The organism is Mycobacterium interjectum (assembly GCF_900078675.2).
In the GTDB taxonomy this organism is placed as follows: Bacteria; Actinomycetota; Actinomycetes; order Mycobacteriales; family Mycobacteriaceae; genus Mycobacterium; species Mycobacterium interjectum.
Genome location: NZ_LT546239.1, coordinates 5,841 through 7,371 on the forward strand (window position 1 = coordinate 5,841; position 1,531 = coordinate 7,371).

General features: G+C 69.7%; 2 protein-coding genes. Both read left to right on the plus strand.

Features of this window, described 5'->3' with window-relative positions; translation table 11 throughout:
• The first annotated feature begins 2 nt into the window (after positions 1 to 2).
• Positions 3 to 683, plus strand: a complete 681-nt coding sequence (locus BN4348_RS58945) for a TetR/AcrR family transcriptional regulator (protein WP_066917765.1) — start codon at positions 3 to 5, stop codon at positions 681 to 683.
• A gap of 144 nt (positions 684 to 827) precedes the next feature.
• Positions 828 to 1,531 (plus strand): prenyltransferase (locus tag BN4348_RS58950; RefSeq protein WP_235852963.1); only part of this gene is annotated, 704 nt, incomplete at its 3' end.

Sequence of the window (1,531 nt, forward strand, 5' to 3'; positions counted from 1 at the left end):
CTGTGGCCGTGAAGACGGACGGTCGCAAGCGGCGGTGGCACCAGCACAAGGTGGAGCGCCGCAATGAGCTGGTCGATGGCACGATCGTGGCGATCCGCCGGCACGGCCGCTTTCTGAGCATGGACGAAATCGCCGCGGAGATCGGCGTGTCCAAAACCGTGCTGTACCGCTACTTCGTCGACAAGAACGACCTGACGACCGCGGTCCTGATGCGCTTCGCGCAGTCGACGCTGATCCCGAACATGGCCGGCGCGCTGACCTCCAACCTGGACGGCTTCGACCTGACCCGCGAGATCATCCGCGTCTATGTCGAAACCGTCGCCGACGAGCCGGAGCCGTATCGCTTCGTGATGGCCAACAGTTCGCCGACCAAGAGCAAGGTGATCGCGGACTCGGAGCGGATCATCGCCCGCATGCTCGCGATGATGCTGCGCCGCCGCATGCAGGAGGCCGGGATGGACACCGGCGGGGTGGAAACGTGGTCGTACATCATGGTCGGCGGCGTGCAGCTGGCCACCCACTCCTGGATCTCCGACCCGCGGATGAGCGCCGACGAGCTGATCGACTACCTGACCATGCTGAGCTGGAGCGCGATCTGCGGGATCGTCGAGGCGGGCGGGTCGCTGGAGAAGTTCCGTGGGCAGCCGCATCCCTCGCCGATCGTGCCGCCGCGAGAGCCATGAGGTGGCGCCCGGATGCCTGACGTGAGCGTGGGCTCACGGCTGCGGTCGTGGGCCTACGCGCTGCGCACCACCAACCCGCCCCCGGACGGGCCGGTCGACGTCGTCACGCGGTGGCTGGTGGTCACCCGCGCGGCCGTGCTGCCGATGACCCTGGTCTCCGGCCTGGTCGCGGCCCTGCTGGCGGTCGGCAAACCCGGGCTGGACTGGCGGTGGCTGGTGCTGGCCGTGGTCGGCATCACGCTCGCGCACACCGCCAACAACCTCATGAACGACCTCTACGACACGCGGGTCGGCACCGACAGTGCCACCTACCCGCGCGCCCTGTACGCCCCCCACCCGGTGCTGTCCGGGCTGATCAGCCGCCGCACCCTGGGGGTGGCGATCCTGCTCGTCAACGTCGCCGATCTGGCGATCCTCGTCACCCTGACGTGGGCGCGCGGCTGGCCCGTCGCCGGCTTCGCGCTGGCCGGCTTCGCGCTCAGCGTCGCCTACACCGCGCCGCCGCTGCGGCTAAAGAAACGCGGCCTCGGCGAACCCGACGTCTTCGTCGTGTGGGGTCCGCTGATGGTGTGCGGCACCTACTACTCCGCCGTGGGCTGGGTGGGCTGGGACGTGGTGCTGGCCTCGCTGCCCTACGGCCTGTTGTGCACCACGGTGCTGATGGGCAAGCACATCGACAAGATCCCCTACGACGCACCGCTGGGCATCCGGACGCTGCCCGTGCTGCTCGGCGAGGCGCGCGCCCGGGCGGTCACGCTCGGGATGATGGTCGGCTTCTATGCGCTGGTGGCGGTGGCCGTCGCGGCGCGGGCGATGCCCTGGACCGCGCTCGTCGTCGCGCTGGCGCT